14 protein-coding genes, 2 tRNA genes, 2 pseudogenes and 1 riboswitch are annotated in these 15,094 nt (G+C 71.7%); of the genes and pseudogenes, 5 read left to right on the forward strand and 13 right to left on the reverse strand.

Features of this window, described 5'->3' with window-relative positions:
• Positions 1 to 194: 194 nt before the first annotated feature.
• The 4 genes from ACZ4YY_RS08345 to ACZ4YY_RS08360 form a co-directional block, all read right to left on the reverse strand.
• Entirely contained in the window at positions 195 to 1,139 is a 945-nt protein-coding gene (locus ACZ4YY_RS08345) for an aldo/keto reductase (RefSeq protein ID WP_468285316.1), read from the reverse strand.
• Positions 1,140 to 1,332: 193 nt separating this feature from the next.
• Positions 1,333 to 2,355, reverse strand: a complete 1,023-nt coding sequence (locus ACZ4YY_RS08350; RefSeq protein WP_468285319.1) for a M23 family metallopeptidase — start codon at positions 2,353 to 2,355, stop codon at positions 1,333 to 1,335.
• A gap of 9 nt (positions 2,356 to 2,364) precedes the next feature.
• Positions 2,365 to 2,522: riboswitch (cyclic di-AMP (ydaO/yuaA leader) on the reverse strand.
• A 407-nt stretch (positions 2,523 to 2,929) separates the two neighbouring features.
• A tRNA-Met gene (locus ACZ4YY_RS08355) sits at positions 2,930 to 3,003 on the reverse strand.
• A 48-nt stretch (positions 3,004 to 3,051) separates the two neighbouring features.
• Entirely contained in the window at positions 3,052 to 4,215 is a 1,164-nt protein-coding gene (locus tag ACZ4YY_RS08360; RefSeq protein WP_468286534.1) for a dihydrofolate reductase family protein, read from the reverse strand.
• Positions 4,216 to 4,283: 68 nt separating this feature from the next.
• Between ACZ4YY_RS08360 and ACZ4YY_RS08365 the strand changes: the two genes are divergently transcribed.
• Positions 4,284 to 4,808 carry a MarR family winged helix-turn-helix transcriptional regulator gene (locus ACZ4YY_RS08365; protein ID WP_468285322.1) on the forward strand — a complete coding sequence of 175 codons (525 nt, stop codon included), beginning with the start codon at positions 4,284 to 4,286 and terminating at the stop codon, positions 4,806 to 4,808.
• Between the two features lie 276 nt (positions 4,809 to 5,084).
• Positions 5,085 to 5,738, forward strand: coding sequence for a GTP cyclohydrolase II (locus ACZ4YY_RS08370; RefSeq protein ID WP_468285325.1), 654 nt, complete (start codon positions 5,085 to 5,087; stop codon positions 5,736 to 5,738).
• A 7-nt stretch (positions 5,739 to 5,745) separates the two neighbouring features.
• On the opposite strand, the gene ACZ4YY_RS08375 is transcribed toward ACZ4YY_RS08370, so the two are convergent.
• The 4 genes from ACZ4YY_RS08375 to ACZ4YY_RS08390 form a co-directional block, all read right to left on the reverse strand.
• Positions 5,746 to 6,141, reverse strand: coding sequence for an ASCH domain-containing protein (locus ACZ4YY_RS08375; protein WP_468285328.1), 396 nt, complete (start codon positions 6,139 to 6,141; stop codon positions 5,746 to 5,748).
• A 10-nt stretch (positions 6,142 to 6,151) separates the two neighbouring features.
• Positions 6,152 to 6,889 (reverse strand): NUDIX domain-containing protein, encoded by a 738-nt coding sequence (locus tag ACZ4YY_RS08380; protein WP_468285331.1) that lies wholly within the window; start codon positions 6,887 to 6,889, stop codon positions 6,152 to 6,154.
• Positions 6,886 to 7,245 carry a TIR domain-containing protein gene (locus ACZ4YY_RS08385; RefSeq protein WP_468286537.1) on the reverse strand — a complete coding sequence of 120 codons (360 nt, stop codon included), beginning with the start codon at positions 7,243 to 7,245 and terminating at the stop codon, positions 6,886 to 6,888. Before ACZ4YY_RS08385 ends, ACZ4YY_RS08380 begins: the two co-directional genes overlap by 4 nt.
• Positions 7,246 to 7,553: 308 nt before the next feature.
• Entirely contained in the window at positions 7,554 to 8,342 is a 789-nt protein-coding gene (locus ACZ4YY_RS08390; protein WP_468285333.1) for a DeoR/GlpR family DNA-binding transcription regulator, read from the reverse strand.
• A gap of 363 nt (positions 8,343 to 8,705) precedes the next feature.
• Between ACZ4YY_RS08390 and ACZ4YY_RS08395 the strand changes: the two genes are divergently transcribed.
• Entirely contained in the window at positions 8,706 to 8,969 is a 264-nt protein-coding gene (locus ACZ4YY_RS08395; RefSeq protein WP_468285336.1) for a hypothetical protein, read from the forward strand.
• Between the two features lie 120 nt (positions 8,970 to 9,089).
• Here ACZ4YY_RS08395 and ACZ4YY_RS08400 read toward each other — a convergent pair.
• The 5 genes from ACZ4YY_RS08400 to ACZ4YY_RS08420 all read right to left on the reverse strand — a co-directional run bounded on the left by ACZ4YY_RS08400 (position 9,090) and on the right by ACZ4YY_RS08420 (position 14,147).
• Positions 9,090 to 9,162 (reverse strand) — tRNA-Lys (locus ACZ4YY_RS08400).
• 89 nt (positions 9,163 to 9,251) lie between these two features.
• The gene (locus ACZ4YY_RS08405) at positions 9,252 to 10,778 is read right to left on the reverse strand and encodes an amino acid permease (protein ID WP_468285339.1); all 1,527 of its coding nucleotides are present in this window, start codon (positions 10,776 to 10,778) and stop codon (positions 9,252 to 9,254) included.
• Between the two features lie 182 nt (positions 10,779 to 10,960).
• Entirely contained in the window at positions 10,961 to 13,144 is a 2,184-nt protein-coding gene (locus ACZ4YY_RS08410; protein ID WP_468285344.1) for a DEAD/DEAH box helicase, read from the reverse strand.
• A gap of 240 nt (positions 13,145 to 13,384) precedes the next feature.
• Positions 13,385 to 13,915: a hypothetical protein gene (locus tag ACZ4YY_RS08415; protein WP_468285347.1), complete on the reverse strand. Its 531-nt coding sequence runs from the start codon at positions 13,913 to 13,915 to the stop codon at positions 13,385 to 13,387.
• 100 nt (positions 13,916 to 14,015) lie between these two features.
• Positions 14,016 to 14,147 carry a hypothetical protein gene (locus ACZ4YY_RS08420; protein WP_468285350.1) on the reverse strand — a complete coding sequence of 44 codons (132 nt, stop codon included), beginning with the start codon at positions 14,145 to 14,147 and terminating at the stop codon, positions 14,016 to 14,018.
• On the opposite strand from ACZ4YY_RS08420, the pseudogene ACZ4YY_RS08425 reads away from it, so the two are divergent.
• Positions 14,119 to 14,193, forward strand: a pseudogene (locus ACZ4YY_RS08425) (hypothetical protein); the annotation flags it as partial. The gene ACZ4YY_RS08420 and the pseudogene ACZ4YY_RS08425 sit on opposite strands and share 29 nt — an antisense overlap.
• A 126-nt stretch (positions 14,194 to 14,319) precedes the next feature.
• Positions 14,320 to 14,678: pseudogene (locus tag ACZ4YY_RS08430) on the forward strand (MvdC/MvdD family ATP grasp protein); the annotation flags it as partial.
• Positions 14,679 to 15,094 lie beyond the last annotated feature (416 nt).

A 15,094-nucleotide genomic window follows, 5' to 3' on the forward strand; every position in this document is an offset into this window, starting at 1 on the left:
CGTGGGAGAAGGAGCGGCGTCCGGTGCGTGCTCTCGGCGTGCGGCGCGGAAGTCCTCGTAGCGGCGCTACTTGGGCTTTCGCGCGGTGCGGCGAGGGTGCGCGCCGGGCGTCGCGACGCCGCGGAGATCAATCAGAAGGGCCCCTAGGGGGTACCAGGGGTCGCGTGGCGTTGCCTGCGGGCGCGGGTGTCCCGCTACGCCGACGCCTCCGTCAGACGTTGCTTCTCCGCCTCCGTCAGCTTCAGCTCCGCCACGCCCAGCAGGGCGGGCAGTTGCTCGACCGTGCGTGCCGAGGCGATCGGGGCGGCGACGGTGGGCCGGTCGGCGAGCCAGGCCAGGGCAACCGTGGCGACCTCGGTGTCGTGGGCCCGGGCGATCTCGTCCAGGGCAGCGAGGACCTTCTGGCCCCGCTCCGTGCCCAGGTGCTGGGCGGCGCCCTGGGCCCGCGCGCTGTCCACCGTCGTACCGGGGCGGTACTTGCCGGTGAGGAATCCGGAGGCGAGCGCGAAGTACGGGACGGCCGCGAGGCCGGCGCGGTCGGCGAGGTCCTGGAGGTCGCCCTCGTAGGTGTCGCGGGAGACGAGATTGTAGTGCGGCTGGAGCGCCACGTACCGGGCGAGGCCCTCACGGTCGGAGAACTCCAGGGAGGCACGCAGGCGTTGGGGCGAGATGTTGGAGGCGGCGATGTGCCGCACCTTGCCCGCCTTCACCAGGTCGTCGAGCGCGCCGATGATCTCCTCGACGGGCACCTCGGGCTTGTCGAAGTGGGTGTAGTAGAGGTCGATGCGGTCGGTGTCGAGGCGGCGCAGGGAGGCGTCCGCGGCGGCCTTGATGTTGGCGGCGGTCAGGCCCTGGAAGTCGGGGTGCTGGCTGACCTTGGTGGCGATGACGACGTCGTCGCGGTTGCCGCGGGCCTTGACCCACTTGCCGATGAGGGTCTCGGACTCGCCGCCGCTGTTGCCGTCGACCCACGCCGAGTAGGAGTCGGCGGTGTCGAGGAAGTTGCCGCCGGCGGCGGTGTAGGCGTCCAGCACCGCGAAGGAGGCCGTCTCGTCGGCGGTCCAGCCGAAGACGTTGCCGCCGAGGGCGAGCGGGAAGACCTCGAGCCCCGAGGAACCGAGCTTGCGAAGAGAAGTCATGCTTCTCCTCAACACCGCGGCCGGAGGCGGGTATTCCGCGCCTCCGGCCAACGGTTCGCAACCGTCCGGGAAACCACCTCACCGGTCCCCGGACGTCAGGGGAGGTACGGGACCTCAGGGGTGGGGCCTCGGGGTTTGGGGCCCTTACGCTGTCGGATCTTCGGGCCCTGACGCCGTCAGGGTCCCAGCGGGCTCAGATGCTGAGCCCCTTGCCGCGCAGCCAGGCCGCCGGGTCGATGCCGGAGGAGCTGCCGCCCGGGTGCACCTCCATGTGGAGGTGGGCGCCCGTGACGTTGCCGGTGGCGCCGACGCGGCCGATGACCTCACCGGTGGAGACCTTCTGGCCGACGCTGACGCTGATGGAGGACTGGTGGGCGTACCAGATCTCGGTGCCGTCGTCGAGGGTGAGCACGGTCTTGTACCCGTACGACCCGTCCCACCCTGCGGAGGTGATCGTGCCGCTGTGGACGGCCTTGAGCAGGGTGCCGGTGGGGGCGGCGAAGTCGAGGCCGGTGTGGTAGCCGGAGGACCAGTAGGCGCCGGCCTGACCGAACGTCGAGGTGATGGTGTACGAGGAGGTCGGCAGCGTGTACTGCTTGGCGAGCGCGGCCAGGCGCTCGGCCTCGGCCTTCTTCGCGGCCTCCTCGGCGGCCTTCTTCTTCGCGGCGGCGGCCTCGGCCTCCGCCTCCTGCTTGGCCTTGGCGGCCGCGTCGGCCTCCGCCTTGGCCGCGGCGGCCTCGGCGGCGGCCTGGGCCTTTGCCTCCAGCTGGGTCTGCTGCGACTCGGCCTGGGCCATGATGCGGCTGCGCAGGGTCTCGCCGGCGTCGGCGGCGCTCTCGACGGTGTCGTCGGCCGCGACGGTGGTGCCGAAGCTCGCGAGGGCGGGTGCCGTCTCCTCGGGTGTGTTGTCGTCCGAGATCAGGGAACCCACGGAGGGGAGGTCCGGCATGGAGATGGAGACCGGCGGCTTGCCGGTGTTGGCACTGGCCATGCCGCCCGCGCCGACGGCGGCTATGACGCCGACGCCGAGAACGGTGGAGCTGCGGGCGAGTCCGCCGCGCTGCTTGGCGACGCGGTGCCGGCCGCGTACCGGGCGAATGGACTCCGCGGTGGGGTTCCATTCCTCCCAGGGGCCCTCGTCGGTGCGGTAGCCGCCGTAACCGAAGGTCTGGCTGGGCGCGATGGGGGCTTCTGGGGCAGGCGGGTTGGACGCCACGCGGGCGTGCTCCTTTCCTTCCGTCGCCTACCGGGTTAGCTGACGGGTTCGGAGCGGGAAGGTCTCCTACGCGCGTATACCGACCGTTGTTACACGGCGGATTCCGCGTGATTCACCCCAAGGTGGTGGTTCCCCGGTTCCCTTACGGGATTCGGCGCGTGCGCACGGAGCCGCCTCTTGTGACGGCTGGGACGACCGCGCTGCGTTATCGAACGTTAATAGACCCGAGGGCTGGTTTCCAAGCTGTTCCGCTTGATCAACAACATTTTTGGCCTGGACTTTCGGCGCAGGAGCGGTGAAAAACGGGCGAGTTGGCCGCCGCGGGGGACGCGGGGGCCAACCCTCCGGTTGTGATGGTGACTCAGTTGTTATGCGCTGGGCGCTCGCGCGCTCACGAAACGTGACGACAGGCGCCAGAGGAGACGTGGAAAACCGCGACAGACGCGACGAGGCGGATTCGGGGACAACCGGGGAGAAACCGAGGGGAACCGAGGGAAATCGGAGAACCGGGAGGACCTGGGGGAAACACACCGAGGGCCGGAATCCTGATCGGATTCCGGCCCTCGGCTTTCAGTAGCGGGGACAGGATTTGAACCTGCGACCTCTGGGTTATGAGCCCAGCGAGCTACCGAGCTGCTCCACCCCGCGTCGGTATGACACCAGTGTACGCCATGCGCGGGACCCGAAGTACAACGGTTATTCGAACGGGGTTTCCCGGGGTGGACGGCCCTCCACCCGGAGGTGGAGGTTCGGGGCCTTGGCCAGGTCCTCGTACTCCGGGAGCACCACGACGTCGACGCCTTCCGCGGCCAGCAGACCGGTGCCGTCGGCCGCGGTCACGAAGGTGTCCGGCTCCCGCCAGGCGGTCACGACCCGGCGCACCCCGGCCTCCAGGATGAGCCGGGCACAGGGGGCGGGCCGGGAGGACCGACGGGCGCAGGGTTCCAGGCTGCTGTACACGGTGGCCGTGGCCAGCCGCGGGTCGGCCGGGTCGATCTTCGCGAGGGCCGCCTCCTCGGCGTGGACGACGGGGTCGCCGGCCTCGCGGGAGTGGCCGCGCGCCAGCTCCGTCCCGTCGGCGGCCACCACCACCGCGCCCACGCTGAACGCGGTCTCCGACGGCGGGCAGGCGGCCGCCAGCTCGCAGGCCAGGGCCAGCCAGTGCCGGTCGGCGGCGGACGCGACGCGTCCGGTGCCCGGCCCGGTGGGCTCGTAGCGCATGAGGACGACGTCCTCGATGCGGCGGGTCTCGACGAGCCGCAGGCGTCCGCCCTGGTACCCGCCGGGGCCGAAGAGCCGGGGCGCGTCCGGGTCGCCCACGAAGAGAGGGGCCAGGACGAGCTGGAGCTCGTCGGCGAGGCCTTCCCTCAGCAGCTGGGTGTGGATGGTGCCGCCGCCCTCGACCATGAGCCGCCGTACACCCCGTACGTCGTGGAGGTGACGCAGGAGCGCACGCCAGCCGACGTCGGCACCGAGGGGGACGATGTCGGCTCCCAGCCCCAGCGAGGCGGCCCGTCCGGCGCCCCGGTCCGTCGTGTAGAGGACCTTCTCCCCGCCCGTGTGCCAGAACCGCGCCCGCGGGTCCAGCTCCCCCGAGCCGCTCACCGTGACCTTGAGCGGGTACTCCGGCTGCCCGGCGGCGACCCGGGCGGCCCGTCGCTCGGACGAGTTCACCAGCAGACGGGGGTTGTCGGCGCGGATCGTGCCGGCGCCGACCAGGATGGCGTCGACCGAGGCGCGGACCTCGTCGACCCGGTCGAAATCGGCGGGGCTGGAGAGCAGCAGGCGCTCGGGGCCGGTGTCGTCGAGGTAGCCGTCGAGGGAGACGGCGGCGGACAGCAGGACGTACGGGAACGGCATCGGCGCGGTCTCCGGGCTCGGTCCGACAGGGTCTTGGTTCAAGTTTGAAGCAAACCTACACTGGTCGCATGACGACCCGCTGGCTCACTCCCGAGGAGCAGCGCGCCTGGCGCGCGTACGTCGCCGCCTCCCTGCTCCTGGAGGACGCGATCGACCGGCAGCTCCAGCAGGAGGCCGGCATGCCACACCTGTACTACTCCATCCTGGCCAACCTCTCCGAGGTCGCGGAACGGCGCCTGCGCATGACCGACCTCGCGGAGCGGCTGAAGATCACCCGCAGCCGGCTGACGTACGCGGTCACCCGGCTGGAGAAGGACGGGCTGGTGCGGCGCGAGAACTGCCGCTGGGACAAGCGCGGCAGCGTCGCGGCCCTGACGGAGGCGGGCACGAGGGTGCTGGAACGGACGGCGCCCGGCCATGTCGAGACCGTCCGCGCCGCCCTCTTCGACCGGCTGACGCCGGAGCAGGTGGGCCAGTTGGAGGAGATCTGCACGAGCGTCGCGCAGGGCCTGCAGGGGGACGACGCGGGGGCCGCCCCCGAGGGCGGCGTGCCGTGGCTGCGCCGCTCGTCACCTCCGTGCTCGCCCTCGTGAGCCCCGCCGAACCGCAATGAGCCCCGCCCCACCACCATGAGCCGGGCCGGAGCGTGAGCCGCGCCGATCCGTAATGACCCGCGCCGAAGCGTGAGCCGGGCCGAAGCGTGAGCCCTGCTGAGGCGGCAGCCGGGCCGAAGCGCGTGAGCCGGACCGGAGTGTGAGCCGGGACACAACTCCATTGCTTCAAAATTAAAGCATGAGGTAAGGTCTCGACCCGTAGATCTGCTTCAGTTTTGAAGCAGATGACTCCCTGACCGGACCCGGAGAACCCGCATGCCCGACACCATCGCCGCCACCCCGCGTGCCCGCGTCCGGGTACCGCTGCGCTTCGACGACGGCTACTCTGTCGACGCCGAACTCGTCACCTTCCACGGCCTGACCGACGGTCAGGAGCACGTCGCCGTCGTCCTCGGCGATCCCGCTTCCGCTACCGTCCCCGGCAGCGTCCCCCTGGTCCGGCTGCACTCCGAGTGCCTGACCGGTGACGTCTTCGGTTCCGCCCGCTGCGACTGCGGGCCCCAGTTGCGCGAGGCGGTCGAGCGCATAGCCGACCGCGGCGGCGTCCTGCTCTACCTGCGCCAGGAGGGCCGGGGCATCGGCCTGTACAACAAGCTCGACGCGTACGCCCTCCAGGACCAGGGTCTCGACACCTACGAGGCGAACGCCGCCCTCGGCCTGCCGGAGGACGCCCGCGACTACACGGCCGCCGCCCAGATGCTGCGCGCCCTGGGCATCACCGGCCTGGACCTGCTGTCCAACAACCCCGACAAGGCGGAGCAACTGCGCTCGTTGGGCATCGACGTCCGCGACCGGGTGCCGACCGGCGTCTTCACCACCCCGCACAACGTCCGCTACCTGCGGGCGAAGGTCCTCCAGACGCAGCACACCCTGCCGCTGGGGGACCTCACGGAGCTCAGTGTGGGCTGACGCCCGCTCAGGCGTCCACCACCCGGAACGCTATGCACACCACGGGCGTGTCGTCCCCGACCGGTACGCCCTCGGTGCTCCAGAAACGTCGGTGACCCGCCCGCCACTCCTCCAGGTCGGCGTCGCCCTCGCCCTCGGCCGCCGCGTGTTCCCAGGTGACCCCGGCGAAGGTGGTCCGCTCCACGCCGGTCACCTCCAGGGTGGCGACGAATGAGCCGTCGCCGTCCAGGAGGGCGAGGCGCTCACCGACGTACTCCAGGCCCTCCGTCTCCTCCACGTACTCCGCGAGGAGACCCGTCGTGGCCCTCTTCCTGCCGGCCAGGACGAGGGAGTTCAACCGGACGCGCATCTCGTCCGGGGAGCCGAGCTCCATCGCCCGCATGCCGTTGACCCGTGGCCACATGGCCGTCTCCTCACTTCTCGGTTCGCGTGCCGGTTCGGTGGTCGGTCGTTCGGAACGGGCCGTCGAGCGCGGCCCACTGGAGCAGCATGACGGTCTTCGCGTCGGCGATCACACCGCCGCGGACGAGGTCGAGCGCCTCGGTGAAGGGCAGTTCCACGACGGTGATGTCCTCGCCCTCGTCGGCCACGCCCGCCCGGTCCGCGCCGGGCTCCGAGCCGTCGTAGGGGGCGGCGAAGAAGCTCAGCCGCTCGGTGACCGAACCGGGGCTCATGTAGGCGTCGAAGACGTGCTCGACCTCGTGGACGGTCCGGCCGGTCTCCTCCTCGGCCTCACGGCGGATCGCCGCCTGCGGGTCGTCGCCGTCCAGCAGCCCGGCCGCCGTCTCCAACAGCATGCCGTCGGGGTGCCCGTTGACGTAGGCCGGCAGCCGGAACTGACGGGTCAGCAGGACCGTACGCCGGTCGATGTCGTACAGCAGGACGGTCGCGCCGTCGCCCCGGTCGTACGTCTCGCGCCGCTCGCGGCTCCAGTGGCCGTCGGTGTGCCGGTAGTCGAAGGTGGTCCGCCGCAGCACCGACCAGTCGCAGGCGAGGACCTCGACGTCACGGATCCGGACGCGGGGGTTTCCGGTCAGGTCCCGGCCCTGGAGGTCGAGCCCGGTACGGCCGCGGGGGTCGGGGACGTCGATGCCCGGGCGGGGCGGCACCGCCTCCCCGGCGTCCGCCCGCCGTTCGCTGTGCCCGGTCATCGCCGGCCGCCGTCCGGTACGTCGGCAAGCGCGGAGTAGACGTCCTTGCCCTGCGCCCGGGCCCGCGCCACCATCCGGTCGGCGCCCGCCGAGGGCCCGCCGACGCGCAGGACCGCGTCGCAGCGGTCGAGCAGGCGTTCGGCGACGGGATGGAAGAGCTCCTCGAAGAGCGGGTCGTCGGGGCCGGTGCACCCGGCCGTCTCCAGCAGCGGGAGCGCCAGCGCCTCGCCGGTGACGGGCAGGTGCCCGGCACGGAAGAGTTCGAGGGCGGTCTCGTTCATCGCGCGGACGTTCGCGGCGAGCTTCGGGGGGTCGTCGCCGGTACCCGAACGGTACGGACCGGCGACGAGGATCATCAGGGGTGGATGGGACACAGGGGTCTCCTGGTGCTCAGGCGGTGGTGAGGCTCGGGGGCGGGCGGGCCAGGCGGTCGTACAGCTCACGGGGTGAAAGGCTCAGGCGGTCGTACAGCTCACGGAGTGAATGGCTCAGGCGGTCGGCTCAGGTTGTAAGGCTCACGGGGGTGAATGGCTCAGGGAGTGAGTGGCTCGGGCGGCCGCCCGATCCGGAGGGCGGCGCAGGTGGCCCCTGGACGGCGGGTGGCTCAGGCGGGCCGCCGGACCCGAAGGGCGGCTCACGGCGGGCCGCCGGACCCGGCGGTTGCTCACGCGAGGACCGTCCCCACGCCCGCCTCGCGCAGGGCCTCCAGGGTCGGCGGGCCGCCCGGATGGGTGGCGGGGTCGGCTGCGGCGGAGTCGGTGACGAAGGTGTCCACGGCGTCGAGCGGAGCGACCCGGCTGAAGGCGCGCACACCGAGCTTGGTGGCATCGGCCACGGCGACCGTACGGGTCGCCTGCCGGAGGCCGGCCTGCTTGACGGCGGCGTCGTCCAGGGAGAACTCCGACCAGCCGTGCGCGGCGTGCACTCCGCCGATGGACATCACGAACACGTCGAAGGCGAGGGACTCCACCGTGCGCAGCGCCAGCGGCCCCACCAGCGACCGCTCCCCCGGCCGGGACCGCCCGCCGACGACCAGCAGCTCGATCCCGGGCCGGTCGGCCAGTCGTACAGCCGCCTGGAGACTGAGCGTCGCGACGGTCAGCGGGCCGCGTGCTGCCAGGTGTTCGGCCACGTGCACGGTCGTCGTCCCGGCGTCGAGCAGGACGCGCGCGCCAGGCTCGACCAGGCCTGCGACGGCCGCGCCGAGCCGGTCCTTGGTCGCGGCCTGCCATCCCTCCCGCGCGTCGAACCCACCGCCCTCCTCCCGCGCCCGCCCGGCGACGGCACCCCCGTGCACCCGGCGCACGAGGCCCTGTCTCTCCAGCGCGTCGAGGTCCCTGCGCACGGTCATCTCGGACACCCCGAGCCGCTGCGACAGCTCGGACACGGAGACCCGCCCGGCGGCGCCCTGCACCAGGCGCAGGGTCAGGTCGAGACGGTGGGCGACACTCATGGAGCATTTCTACCACCCCAGCGGTAGAACGAACATGAAACTGTTCGAGCGCGCCCGCCCGACGCCGTCCACCCTCCGCCCGTGTCACAGCGCGGCCACCGCTTCGACCACGGCCAGGCAGCGGGCAGTTGTCCCGCCCGCGGCGCGGCTGTCGGCTCGGCGCCCGGCACCCCGACGACCATCCACCAGCGGGCGGCACGGGTAACGAGACGTGCCCGGGGAGCGGCCGGCCCGCCCAGTCATCCGAAGCCGTGACGTCCGCGGCCGCGGCCGGCACCCGTTGCCGACCGGGGCCGCTCGCGTGCCTGGGTGACTGCTCCCTCGCGTGGGCATACCGATTGCACCGGAACGGGGGGAGAAGCCATGGCTCGGTACGAGGGTGGCTGGTGGACCAAGAAGGTGTACTTCACCAAGGAGGAGACGGAAGACCTCGCGGACGCCGCCGCAGCGGCGGCAGTCATCGCCACGGCCGTCCCGGATCCCGGCGTGAGCAAAGGCGTGGCGGTGGTGGCGGGGCTGGTCACCATCCTGGCGCGGACGGCGAAGCGCAAGGACAAGGCGCTTGGCCTCACGATCAGGACTTTCCCGGCCGGGTCGGTCCTCCCTTTCTTCCACGACGACGAATGATCGGCGGCGCTACCGGTCGGGCGTCACAGCTGTAGCCCTCCCGGCCGAGCAAATGATCACCGGAGTCCCGGAACACGCCTGAGCCCCCGCGCCAATCCCTGTGACGTGGGGGCTCTGCGGTAGGCCCTGTGGGACTCGAACCCACAACCAATGGATTAAAAGTCCACTGCTCTGCCAATTGAGCTAAGGGCCCAGGCGATGTCGCCTCCATGAGCATAGCCGGACGAGGCCGCGTCTCCGATCGGGTATCGGGGACACGGCCCCGCCGGGGACGGAGAAAGGTCACGGATCCGTCGTTTCGGCCGGTACCCCCTCCCGTGTCGCCGTCCCGGCGTCCGCGGGGGCGAGGAACCAGTGGCGTGCCGAGACCAGCCACCAGGTCGCCGCGAAGCCGAGGACGACCAGGACGGCGACGGGGGCGTAGTTGAAGGTCTCCCAGGTGACGGGGGAGACCTGGGGCAGCATGAACAGGACGGTGATGACGGCCACCCAGCCCACCGACACCACGCCCACCACGCGCGACCAGCGGCCCAGGTGCCACGGCCCCCGTTCGAAGGCCTCGCCCTTGCGCAGCCGCAGCAACGTCGGGATGACGTACGCGATGTAGAGGCCGATCACCGCGATCGAGGTGACCGCCGCGTACGCGGTGACGTTGATCAGATACGGCAGGCCCAGTGCGAGCGCGCCGCCGGCCGCCAGCCAGACCGCCGCGACCGGCGTGCGGTTGACGGGGTCGACGGTGCTCCAGACCCGGGAGAAGGGCAGGGCGCCGTCGCGTGAGAAGGCGTAGATCATGCGGCTGTTGGCGGTGACCGAGGCCATGCCGCAGAAGAGCTGCGCGCCGATGACGACGAGCAGCAGCAGCTTGCCCGCGGTCGCGCCCAGCGCGTCGAGGAGGATCTGGGCGGGCGGCGCGCCGGTCGGGGAGGCGAGGGCGCCCTCGTACGACTGGATGGCGAAGGTGAAGCCGAGGAGCAGGACGAAGCCGGCGATCCAGGAGGTCCAGATGGAGCGGACGATGCCCTGAGGACCGGCCGTCGAGGCGTCGCGGGTCTCCTCCGTCATGTGCGCGGAGGCGTCGTACCCGGTGAAGGTGTACTGCGCCATCAGCAGACCCAGCAGCACCACGTACAGTCCGCTGCCCCAGCCGGTGTTGTTGACGAACTCGCCGAACACGAAGGACGCCGACTGGTGCCGGTCGGGGACCAGGACGAGCGCGCCGACGATCACCGCGACCCCGCCGACGTGCCACCACACGCTCACGCTGTTGAGCAGCGCGACGATGCGCACACCGAAGGTGTTGAGCAGGCCGTGCAGCAGCAGGATCGCCGCGAACAGCAGGATCGTCCGGCCCGGCGTCACCTCGAAGCCGAACTGGAGGTTCAGGTAGGCGCCGAGGAAGGACGCGGCCCCGAAGTCGATCCCGGCCGTCACCGCGACCTGGCCGAGCACGTTGAACCAGCCCGTGAACCACGCCCAGGCGGCGGCGCTGCGCGGCGGCGCGAGGCGGTGCGCCCAGAAGTACAGGCCCGCCGAGGTCGGGTACGCCGAGCAGATCTCGGCCATCGACAGCCCCACGAACAGGGTCATGAGACCCACGGCCACCCAGCCCCAGGTGATGACCGCCGGGCCGCCCGTGTTCATGCCGAACAGGTACAGCGTCAGACAGCCCGACAGCACCGAGATGATCGTGAAGGAGACCGCATAGTTGGAGAACGCCGACATACGGCGGGCGAGGACCTGTGTGTAGCCGAGCTGAGCCAGCCGTTCCTCGTCCGACAGCCCACTCGCTCTGACGTCATCTGTCATGCCCCCAGCAATTCCCTGCCGGAGGGCGTGACACACGTCACAACTTGGCCGGAAAGCACGCGGTCGGCCCCGAGCGGCACCCCGGACGCGAGAACGCCGTGGCCCCCACCGAAGAGTCGGTGGGGGCCACGGCGTTCACTCAGCGGAGCCGTCCGGCGGTGCGTCCGGCGTCGCGCCGGACGTCAGCCGTTGCGCTTCCAGCGCGGCTTGTCCTCGCGGCGGCCGAAGGAACCGCCCCGGTGGTCGTCACGACGGTGGTCGTCGCGGCGGCCGTTCGGGCGGTCGTGGCCGCCGGAGCGGAAGCCCGGGCGGTCGTCACGACGCTCGCGGTTGAACGGACGGTCGCTGCCACGGTGACCGCCGCGGTCGTCCCGGCGGAAACCGCCCCGGTCGTCACGACGCTCGAAGGAACGGCCACCGCGGTCGTCGCGGTCACGGTTGAAGCCACGGCCGCCACGGTCGTCGCGGTCACGGTCGAAGGGACGACGCTCGTCCCGGCGCTCGAAGCCACGGCCACCCCGGTCGTCACGACGCTCGAACGAACGGCCACCGCGGTCGTCACGGTCACGGTTGAAGCCACGGCCGCCACGGTCGTCGCGGTCACGGTCGAAGGGACGACGCTCGTCCCGGCGCTCGAAGCCACGGCCACCCCGGTCGTCACGACGCTCGAACGAACGGCCGCCACGGTCAGCGCGGTCGCCCCGGTCGCCCCGGTCGTCACGGCGGAAGCCGCCCCGGTCGTCACGACGCTCGAAGGAACGGCCACCGCGGTCGCCACGCTCACCCCGGTCACCGCGGTCGTCACGGTCCCGGTCGAACGAGCGGGCGCCCCGGTCCATGTCCCGCGCGGCCGGCTGCTCCGGCACGGAGACCTCGGTCGCCACCGCGGCCTCGACGGCCTCGACGGCCACCGCTGCCTGCGCCTCGGCCACCGCGGCCTCGGGGTCCTCGCCCCGCTCGCGCGCGACCCGGGCCACCAGCCGGTCGGCCTCCTCGCGCAGCTCGGTCGCGCGCCGCTGCGCCCGCTCCAGCTGCTTGCTGAGGTGGGCGACCTCACGCTCGGCCTGCTGCGCCGCGTTGCCCGCGGACTCGGCCTGCACCTCGGTCATCGACCGGGCGCCGGTGATCTCGGCGACCGCCGGGTCGAAGGCCGCGCCGCCCTGGATGATGTGACGCCCGGCGTCGACGCCCGCGTCCTCCATCAGACGGAAGATCTGACGCCGCTGGTGCGGCAGCGACAGCGAGACGACCGTGCCGGTGCGGCCGGCGCGCGCCGTGCGGCCGGCGCGGTGCAGGTAGTCCTTGTGGTCGCCGGCCGGGTCGACGTTGAGCACCAGGTCGATGCCGTCGACGTGGATGCCGCGCGCCGCGACGTCCGTGGCGACCAGGACGTTGACGTACCCGTCCTTGAAGTCGGCCAGGGTGCGGGTGCGGGCGCCCTGCGTCATGCCGCCGTGCAGCGCGTCGGCCTTCACACCGGCGTCGCGCAGCTGCTCGGCGACGCGGTCGGCGCCGAGCTGGGTGCGCACGAAGATGATGGTGCGGCCCTTGCGGGAGGCGATCGCGGCGGTGACCGGCGCCTTGTCCTTGGGCTTCACGATCAGGATGTGGTGCGACATGGTCGTCACGGCGCCCTGGGCGGCGTCGACCTCGTGGCTGACCGGGTCCTTCAGGTACCGGTCGACGAGGGTCTTGATCTCGTTCTCCATCGTCGCGGAGAACAGCATCCGCTGACCGCCCGCCGGCACCTGGTCCAGCAGCTCGGTCACCTCGGGCATGAAGCCCAGGTCGGACATCTGGTCGGCCTCGTCGAGGACGGCGATCTGCACGTTCTCCAGGGAGCAGGCGCCCCGGCTGATGATGTCGCGGAGACGGCCGGGCGTGGCGACGAGGACGTCGACGCCGCGCTCGAGGGCGTAGATCTGGTTGCCCATCGAGGTGCCGCCGCAGACGACCTTCATCTTCAGGCCGAGGACGTCGCCGTACGGCTGGAGGGCGTCGGCGACCTGCATGGCGAGTTCACGGGTCGGCGTGAGGATGACCGCGCGCGGCTTGTGCTTCTCGGTGCGGCCGCCGGCCAGCGTGGCCAGGGCCGGCAGACCGAACGAGAGGGTCTTGCCGGAGCCGGTGCGGCCACGGCCGAGGATGTCCTTGCCGGCCAGGGCGTCCGGGATGGTCGCGGCCTGGATCGGGAAGGGGGTGGTCACGCCGTTCTGCGCCAGCTTGCGCACGACACCCTCGGGCAGACCCAGGTCCGCGAAGGTCGTCTGGGGCGCCTCGTCGGCGACGGCCTCGAGGGTTTCGACGGCCTCGACGGCCTCGTCGTTCTCGGGCACGACGACGTGATCAGTACTGGAAATGGACATGCGTATGCGAAACCTTCCGGAGTCTCGTCGGCACGCGCCCGTCAACTCCGTGATTCGCTCTACGACCGCCTCGATGCGGTCCGCCACGGCAAGGGAGAGTACGCGCCACACGGCGCGCTCTGCGTTGGCGCCGGGCAAATAGGGTCAAACGATCTACCACCATACGCACCCACCACCCCCGAAGGCAAACCGGGTCCCAGGGACGTGCGTCACACCCCGGGCGGTGGTCGGTGCGGTGTCTCAGGCCGGCGAACCCGCCTCGGGCGCCGGCTCCCGCTCCACGAGCTGCGGCGCCGGCTCCTCGTGCGCCGAGGACGACGGCTCCGGGGAGGGCGACGGCGGGGGCTCCGGGGACGGCGGCGGCTCCGGCGAAGACGGCGGCTCGGGATCGGCCGAACGGGTGGGTGTCGGCTCCTCCTTCGGCGGCCCGGGCATGCCCGGATGCTCGCTCCGGCCCGGATGCGCCCCGGTGGAGGCGGGTGCGCTCACGCCCGCCGACGGGGAGGCCTGCGGGGACCCGGACCGGTCCGCCCCGCCCTTCCCGCCGCCCTTGCCGTGCCCGTGCCTGCCCTCGCCGCCCGCCGCGCCGAACCCGTGCCCGCCGGCCGGCCCGCCGGGCCCGCCGTCCGGCGCCTCACCGCCCCGCTGCCCCGCCGACCGCGACGGCTCGACCCGACCCCCCTCCCCGTCCCCCACGCTCATGCATCCGGCGGCCGCGGCGACGGCCATGACCGTGGCGGCCAGGCGAACGGGTACGTACAAGGGGCGCACAGGGCCACCTCCGGGGGAGAAGCAGAAGTAACCTCCCCAACTCCCTCCGCCCGCGGGAGGACACGCGCCCCGTTCACGACGGCTCCGCGCCGCGGGCCCGTCAGCCGTACCCGAGCGCGTGCAGCCGGGCGTCGTCGATGCCGAAGTGGTGGGCGATCTCACTCCTGTCGGACTTCCTCAACTGCGCGGAGTGCGGGGCCCGGATGTCGTACGACGCGTACTGGATCCGCAACGGCAATCCCTGGCCGCGCTATCGCTGCTCGCGTCGCCAGATGAGCGGCAGGTGCCCTGGAACGCTGATGAAGGGTGACCATGCGGACGCGCTGGTCACGGGGGCGCTGGTCGGCCACCTGACCGCCTTGGAGGATGACTCCCCTGCGCTCCTGGCCATCGCGGAACGCTGGGTGGTCCCGCACCTGTTCCAGGCGCGCGTCAACAAGGTCGCGGACGTGCGGGTGGTCGTCGTCGGCCCGAAGGTGTTCGCCATCAGGATCGACTCCGACCTGTTGGACTGGCGGGCGGATTACAGCGCCCTGACCTACAGGCCCATGACTCTGCCCACCGGGGTGGAGGGGCGCTGACCGCCCACCTGGAGCATTTCGGCCTTGCCTCCGGCAGCTTTGACCTGTGCATCACCCGTGATGGTGACCTCCAGTGGCTGGAGCTGAACCCGAACGGCCAATGGGGTTGGCTCGAAGAGGAGACCGGGCTACCGATCGCTGCCGCATTTGCTGATCTCCTGGGACAAGGAGCCACAACGTGACCCACTCCGACCCCGCGACCCTCCGCCGCGTTCTGGCTGACCACTTGGCAGACGGAGGAGTCCTGAAGACGCCAGCGTGGCGAAAGGCCATCGAATCCGTACCCCGGGAACTGTTCCTCCCGTCGTTCTTCAAGGACGAGCCGGGCCCCAACGGCATCACCCAGTACGTTCCCATCAGCCACAACGCCGACAAGGACGAGCGACCCTCACTCATCTACCAGAACGAGACCTGGGTGACCCAGCTCGACGGCCACCTGACAGCCGACACCGCCAAAGGGTCGGTGACCGACTTTCCCACCTCCTCCTCCACCATGCCGGCAGACCAAGCCCGGCGGGATCATCCTCGCCACCGTAGGGCCCAGCGCCTGGTCCTACGGCACCGGCCTGGCGAAACTCACCGTCAAGGACGACGGCAC

The sequence above is a fragment of the Streptomyces sp. NPDC030143 genome (genome assembly GCF_055573695.1).

Coding starts and splice junctions, on each gene's coding strand:
- ACZ4YY_RS08345 (WP_468285316.1), bottom strand. CDS start 1,139: ATGACTTCTCTTCGCAAGCTCGGTTCCTCGGGGCTCGAGGTCTTCCCG.
- ACZ4YY_RS08360 (WP_468286534.1), bottom strand. CDS start 4,215: ATGCCGTTCCCGTACGTCCTGCTGTCCGCCGCCGTCTCCCTCGACGGC.
- ACZ4YY_RS08365 (WP_468285322.1), top strand. CDS start 4,284: ATGACGACCCGCTGGCTCACTCCCGAGGAGCAGCGCGCCTGGCGCGCG.
- ACZ4YY_RS08370 (WP_468285325.1), top strand. CDS start 5,085: ATGCCCGACACCATCGCCGCCACCCCGCGTGCCCGCGTCCGGGTACCG.
- ACZ4YY_RS08375 (WP_468285328.1), bottom strand. CDS start 6,141: ATGTGGCCACGGGTCAACGGCATGCGGGCGATGGAGCTCGGCTCCCCG.
- ACZ4YY_RS08380 (WP_468285331.1), bottom strand. CDS start 6,889: ATGACCGGGCACAGCGAACGGCGGGCGGACGCCGGGGAGGCGGTGCCG.
- ACZ4YY_RS08385 (WP_468286537.1), bottom strand. CDS start 7,245: ATGATCCTCGTCGCCGGTCCGTACCGTTCGGGTACCGGCGACGACCCC.
- ACZ4YY_RS08390 (WP_468285333.1), bottom strand. CDS start 8,342: ATGAGTGTCGCCCACCGTCTCGACCTGACCCTGCGCCTGGTGCAGGGC.
- ACZ4YY_RS08395 (WP_468285336.1), top strand. CDS start 8,706: ATGGCTCGGTACGAGGGTGGCTGGTGGACCAAGAAGGTGTACTTCACC.
- ACZ4YY_RS08405 (WP_468285339.1), bottom strand. CDS start 10,778: ATGACAGATGACGTCAGAGCGAGTGGGCTGTCGGACGAGGAACGGCTG.
- ACZ4YY_RS08410 (WP_468285344.1), bottom strand. CDS start 13,144: ATGTCCATTTCCAGTACTGATCACGTCGTCGTGCCCGAGAACGACGAG.